Source organism: Nocardioides sp. CPCC 206348, assembly GCF_048654705.1.
GTDB lineage: Bacteria > Actinomycetota > Actinomycetes > Propionibacteriales > Nocardioidaceae > Nocardioides.
In genome coordinates, this window is record NZ_JBMCZA010000187.1 from 4,208 (window position 1) to 4,806 (window position 599).

Consider the following 599-nt stretch of genomic DNA (forward strand, 5'->3'; position numbering starts at 1 on the left):
GAGCGATCCGGGTGACGCCGGTGATCGACCTGAACAATCAGACCCCGGTCGACGCGTACGAGATCCCCGCCCGGATGAGGGAGGCGGTGCACCTGATCCACCCCGGTGACGTGTTCCCCTACGCGGCGAACACCAGTCGGCGGATGGATCTGGACCACGCCATCCCGTACTCCGAGGGCGGGCCCACCGCGGTGGGGAACCTCGGACCGTTGACCAGGACGCACCACCGGATCAAGACGCATGCGGGGTGGGAAGTGCGACAACCCTTCCCCGGGATCGTGATCTGGCGAGATCCCCACGGGGCGCACTACCTGGTCGATCAGACCGGAACACGGAGAGTCACCGGCACCACCGGCGACCAGACCCTCACGCCCGCAGAACTCCACTTCAGCCAGACACTCATCAACTACCTCGCCGCCTGACCGCGGGCGAAGGCCCGTCGGGTCAGCGGCGAACCTTGCGCGCGACCTTCTTCAGGGCGCCCGCGCCTGCGCCGACACCACGATGGATCACGCGATGCGGCTTGCGGTTCGCCAGATCGACGACCGAGTCGGCGATCCCCCAGGTGAGCTTGCCCTCGGACAGCTCGACCAAGGTCT

The 599-nt window shown here is 67.4% G+C and carries 1 protein-coding gene; it reads left to right on the top strand.

Annotated elements, in window-relative coordinates; all coding sequences use genetic code 11:
• Positions 1 to 422, top strand: a 422-nt coding sequence (locus ACOADB_RS15410; RefSeq protein ID WP_378600279.1) for an HNH endonuclease signature motif containing protein, incomplete at its 5' end; no start/stop codon positions are given.
• Positions 423 to 599: the final 177 nt, after the last annotated feature.